7 protein-coding genes are annotated in these 4,556 nt (G+C 60.4%); 4 read left to right on the top strand and 3 right to left on the bottom strand.

The genetic code is table 11. The annotated features are described in order from the left end of the window. Positions 1–857 precede the first annotated feature (857 nt). Positions 858–1,106: a hypothetical protein gene (locus EN857_RS33135; RefSeq protein WP_128347153.1), complete on the bottom strand. Its 249-nt coding sequence runs from the start codon at positions 1,104–1,106 to the stop codon at positions 858–860. 595 nt (positions 1,107–1,701) lie between these two features. On the opposite strand from EN857_RS33135, the gene EN857_RS33130 reads away from it, so the two are divergent. After that, complete coding sequence (locus EN857_RS33130; RefSeq protein WP_128347016.1) at positions 1,702–1,947, top strand: hypothetical protein; 246 nt, start codon at positions 1,702–1,704, stop codon at positions 1,945–1,947. Positions 1,948–2,179: 232 nt separating this feature from the next. After that, positions 2,180–2,416 (top strand): hypothetical protein, encoded by a 237-nt coding sequence (locus EN857_RS33125; protein WP_127392387.1) that lies wholly within the window; start codon positions 2,180–2,182, stop codon positions 2,414–2,416. A gap of 34 nt (positions 2,417–2,450) precedes the next feature. Here EN857_RS33125 and EN857_RS33120 read toward each other — a convergent pair whose 3' ends face one another. Then, positions 2,451–2,651: a hypothetical protein gene (locus EN857_RS33120; RefSeq protein ID WP_135861207.1), complete on the bottom strand. Its 201-nt coding sequence runs from the start codon at positions 2,649–2,651 to the stop codon at positions 2,451–2,453. Between the two features lie 632 nt (positions 2,652–3,283). Between EN857_RS33120 and EN857_RS33115 the strand changes: the two genes are divergently transcribed. Further along, the gene (locus EN857_RS33115; RefSeq protein WP_127392388.1) at positions 3,284–3,556 is read left to right on the top strand and encodes a hypothetical protein; all 273 of its coding nucleotides are present in this window, start codon (positions 3,284–3,286) and stop codon (positions 3,554–3,556) included. A gap of 125 nt (positions 3,557–3,681) precedes the next feature. Here the strand turns inward: EN857_RS33115 and EN857_RS33110 are convergent, their stop codons facing one another. After that, a complete protein-coding gene (locus tag EN857_RS33110) occupies positions 3,682–3,942 on the bottom strand; it encodes a hypothetical protein (RefSeq protein ID WP_245493533.1) in 261 nt (86 codons plus the stop codon). Between the two features lie 37 nt (positions 3,943–3,979). Between EN857_RS33110 and EN857_RS33105 the strand changes: the two genes are divergently transcribed. Next, positions 3,980–4,363, top strand: a complete 384-nt coding sequence (locus tag EN857_RS33105) for a helix-turn-helix transcriptional regulator (protein ID WP_348630799.1) — start codon at positions 3,980–3,982, stop codon at positions 4,361–4,363. The last annotated feature ends 193 nt before the right edge of the window (positions 4,364–4,556 follow it).

Below are 4,556 nucleotides of genomic sequence, written 5' to 3'. Positions count from 1 at the left end.
ATTTCGGCAAGAGCGTATTGTTTAGCCAGCCGGCGCCGCGTTCGCCCCCGAACCCGGCGCCGGTTAGGCCCGGCGTTTGCTGGCCTACCCACGCCAGCCTGCCGGGCCGCTCCTTTTCATGGACTCCAGCCCTTTGCGCTTGTCCGGTCTGGCCGCGTGGTTGGTGAATTGTGGGTTCCGGTCGTCTCGGCCGGCGCCGCGGCACTCGTGGCAAAAGATCACCTTGACCAGATCCCAGTGCATCGCGCCATGATCCGGGCCTTAGCGCTTGGCCAGCTCGGCAACGTCGAGGACAACCATTCGCTTGCATGTCAGGCAGTCCACCGAAAGGCCTGTGCCGGCCTCCAGCTTCTTGCCGAAGAAGCGCCCATCCCCGAACCTCGGGCTGCTGCTGGACGCCTTGAGGTTGGTCGTAGTTGGTGGCAGAATGATAGGCTAAGGGACGGCAAATTGAAGGCTGCCGTTATCGCGTTACAGGGGAATATTCGAACCCGCTGACTTGGATTTGCTCCAGCGGGTGTTTGATCAAGTGTGCATCGAACGCCGCTTGGGCCAAAAAGACAAGGAACAGAGGGAAGACCTCGCCGCGGAACTCGTCAGCGTTTACCGGAACGGGATCATGGACGAAGGGGAACTGTTGCAGGCACCTTCTAACCGCCGCTTGCCATAGGCCGTCACCGCAGCTTCTGGCGCTAACGGCTGCTGCCTATTCTATATCCCGTTAGTCGGCCTATAATGCGGCCCGCCGACAAACGTCCCCCTTATCCAAGCCGGTAGACCCGGCGCCCAAACCCCAACCCCCGACCGCTGGGCCGCTGGGCGCGCGTTTAAAGCGTACATGCCCACCCGATTCCCCCTCAGCGCTGGGGCTTTCCTCTAATACTGGGTCTTGGCGCGTGATCGGCGCCGGGGCTTTTGCGTATGATCCATTCGACCACGTTGGGGTCGACGTAGTCATCGCCTGTCACAATACGAACGAGCTTCGTTGCGCGCCATCGCCACTGGTCTTCAGGAACCTTGTCCTCATCCACCCAGCGGTTGAACGCTTCGCGCATTACGTCGAATTCGAAGTATGAGGCGTTGTCGTTGGTCGGCTGCTTCGGCATGGGTTCGCAACGACTTACCGTCCGAAATGTTCCAGCAGAAATTTGGCCCGTTACTCCTGTCGCCATATTGGTTGCCCGCCATGTCACCGCCGTCAGCCCGAGCCGGACATAGCCCGGTCTACTTGTCGGTTGAGGAAGTGGCAGGCCGGGCCATACCCCAGCATTGAAGAGTGCCGGAGCACATGAACATTGCGCCCAGTCGATCGGGCCGCAAGGCACACCTTTGGGGAAGGTGAGCCCGCGCTCGCCTCACGACCCAGCCGATTGGCGACCGAGGTCCGATGGCCGCACGCATAGGTCTGAGCACAGGAAACAACGGCCCGCCAGTCCATTGGTAGAAGTCGCAGGAGATCATCCCCTCCATCTGCGGCAACCCTGAACTGCCCGCCGCTAACTCCTTGGCGGCGGGCCTTTTGGATCTGCCTCTGAAATCCCGCGGAGAGGCCAGCCACCCGAACCCCGAATGGTGGGTTCAGCTTGCCCCGCCATGTCCCCATTGCCCGGCCGTTGCTTGTTCCGTCGCGCTGCAGGCTCGAACAGAACCTACTGGTCGACCGAGGTCCGATCGCTAGGTCTAAGCCTTGAGCCATTTCGCGTGGAACTGGGGAACGCTGCTGCTTTGCAAAACCCAATCCAACAGGCGCTGGTCGACATCCTTTTTGCCGGTAAGCTCACGGATCAAAAGCGCGGCGTGGGCCGCCCATCTGTCTTCAGGAATTCCGTCTACGATGACCGATCTTACGAAGGCACACCGAAGGACCTCGCAGTCGAAAGACGACACTGCTCGCCGGTTCATGATGCAAATCCCTCCGACTTCAATGCTCCGCAAAACGGCGCCTGATGTCATTTCGTTCCGATTGGGGACTGCAGTCGCAGGCCCGCTGCGACTGAAGTCGCAGCGACCAAGGCAAAGGGCTGGAGGCCGGCAACCAGCAAACCGCTGATCCATTGATTGCGAGGGCCGCCGACAAATCCGACCCACTCCGTCGTCGGTCCTCCTGGGCCATGCTTACCTTTCGAACATGGTGGGCGCCTTGGCTTTGCAGCATGCGGTGTCTGACAGCGAGACGAATATGACCCTTGTCCAGAGCAGGCCGGATCTACCTGACGTCGCAGGTCGGCTCGCAAACGACACACCCACCCCTGAAGATTTCTCGATCCTTGATCTCATTTCAACTGACGATGATGCTGCCGATCTTGCCAAGCAGCGAACGGAGCGCCTTGGCAATCTCGTGGTTGTCGTAATGGCTGTCTGCTTGATCTTTCCACTGGCGATTTGCGTAGCGCTGGCGATCAGGGCGGTCTCGTAGGGACCTTTCAGACGCCACGGGACTGGTCAGTGAACTAGTGGACGAGCCTCGACGCGGCCAGAGCCGACTTCATGTCAGCGGCATCATCGATCCCGCTGACGAAGAGCAACATCATAAGCCGCGCGACATCATCGCGTTCGGCGTCGGCGCAAATGCCAAAGTCGTGGCAATGGTCCGTCAATGCCTGGATCAGCATGTCGAGATCATCCGAGCTGATATAGGTCGGGGAGGGCATAGAGCGTGCCCTTCACCCTGTGGGCGCGTGGAGCACATTCCCTTCCGCGCCACGACGGAAGTAGCTTGTTCGACCGCGATCCCACTTCACCTTGATTGTTTGGTTAGTGGTGGCGACCACGATGCCGCGCTCGGTAGTATCCTTGCGGATCACCCGTTGTCCTAGCTGCAAGGTCGCGGAAGCTGGCGCGTCCCCAGACGGACGCGTGTGTTCTGAAAAGCGCATGACGCTCTCCTCCCTCAGTCGGGGGCGAAAGCGCGATGGACTCTTCCAAGCGTCCGTGTGCCTCGGCTGGGTGCGGACGACTGGTACTAACCACCAGCAGGCGGCTTTGGTTCCGTTTGGGTGCGTCGGGAAAGAGGCTACCGCACCGCCGAGCTACTGCCGGCGGCGCGGATATCAAAACGCGATCGGCCTGTGCCCTTGAAGCCGGCCAATCTGCGTCGTTTCGCTCGCTTCAACAGCCTTCGGTCGTCGTTTTCATCTGACCTGGAGCAGCCGACTTTGCATCGGTGTCCTGCTGCCCCGGAGCCGCCTGCTTCGCACTGCCGGTCTGGTGGCCGGGCGCGCAATCCTTCGCGGACTTCGGATTGGTGTCGCTGGTTGTGGTCGGGTCCGTGCCTTGATCGGAAGTGCTCGGCATCGTCGTCGTCGTGGTCGTGGTCGTCGTCGAAGATCCGCTCGTGGTGCTGGTTGACTGTGCAATGGCAAGCCCAGTGGACAGGGCCAAGATAGGTAACGCGAAAAGTAGCCGGTTCATCGTTGTGTCTCCTTGCGATGCGGTCCCTTCGATTTCCAAAATAGGAAAACACGCAAACGGTTCCGGAAAAGCCCGATGGCTCGTCAAAGCTGGTGAGGCGGCGGTCAACGTCGCCTCACCATACTTCAGAGCCTATTTCCTATGACCGCCTCTAGGGTGTCCCTACCTCGCGGAAGTCCTGCAAAGACGCGTGGCGCAGATCTTCCTCGCCGCGCAGGTGCTTCACACGTCCGATCAGGCCAGGCTTCACCCATTGCGTCGCCGGCCGCTTCATACCCTTCGGGCGGGCTTCCTGGAGCTTCCTGGACGCGCTGCCAGAGCCGTTCGCGCATTTCCCGGTTCAAGGTGATGAACGCGCTCCCAACGTAGCGCCCGGTACCGCGCTCCGGCGTCATCGATGACGATCTGGGAGCGGTAGCCGTCGAATTTCACTTCGTGCAGCCAGCCGTCGCCCTCGGGCGGCTTCTCGACCAGGGTCGGCATCAACGGCTCGACAAACGACAGCCGCACCTCGCCGGCACGCTTACGCATCGGGACCCACGCAACATCGAATTTGATTCAATATCGCATGGCTGTTTCAGTTCCGTTAGCAAACCGTGAAATGCTCCGGAACCTTCCGTTCAGATCGCTGTTGGTCAGCAGGGAGGTCCGTGACGTGCGAAACCTGACAGCGGAGCAGTTGCGAGCAGCAAGAATGCTATTGAAGTGGTCGCGCGTGCGGCTTGGCGCCAAGTGCAATCTTAGCGAAGGTACGATCAGCGGTTTCGAGAACGGGCTAAGGAAACCGCATCCACACAGGGTCGCCGCTATGCGGCTGGCTTTCGAAGGATCGGGAATTGTCTTTTCCGCCGAAGGGAGCCCATCACTAGCGCGCCCTGAGGCTCAGACTGGTGGTCGACACACCGGCAACAGAACGTGGCGCCGTCGGCGGACACATTGCGCTGCGGCATAGAAGAAACTCCTCGAAGGAGATTCTGGCGGAGGGAGTCCCCAAATGGCAAAGGGCCCCCGCTCTAGGTGTGAGCTTTCAGGAGGTTGTCCATTCGGACCGGACCGAGGAGACTGGAGTTACCAGGCTTCAGCACTCACCGGAGGGTCCGAATGAACATTCACAAGAATGCCCGTCTCACGCCGCTGCGTCGAGA

This window comes from Mesorhizobium sp. M4B.F.Ca.ET.214.01.1.1 (assembly GCF_004791545.1).
Classification (GTDB): Bacteria; Pseudomonadota; Alphaproteobacteria; order Rhizobiales; family Rhizobiaceae; genus Mesorhizobium; species Mesorhizobium abyssinicae.
This window is presented reverse-complemented; position numbering and strand designations above follow the sequence as displayed.

Coding starts and splice junctions, on each gene's coding strand:
- EN857_RS33135 (WP_128347153.1), bottom strand. CDS start 1,106: ATGCCGAAGCAGCCGACCAACGACAACGCCTCATACTTCGAATTCGAC.
- EN857_RS33120 (WP_135861207.1), bottom strand. CDS start 2,651: ATGCCCTCCCCGACCTATATCAGCTCGGATGATCTCGACATGCTGATC.
- EN857_RS33105 (WP_348630799.1), top strand. CDS start 3,980: ATGGCTGTTTCAGTTCCGTTAGCAAACCGTGAAATGCTCCGGAACCTT.
- EN857_RS33110 (WP_245493533.1), bottom strand. CDS start 3,942: ATGCGTAAGCGTGCCGGCGAGGTGCGGCTGTCGTTTGTCGAGCCGTTG.
- EN857_RS33125 (WP_127392387.1), top strand. CDS start 2,180: ATGACCCTTGTCCAGAGCAGGCCGGATCTACCTGACGTCGCAGGTCGG.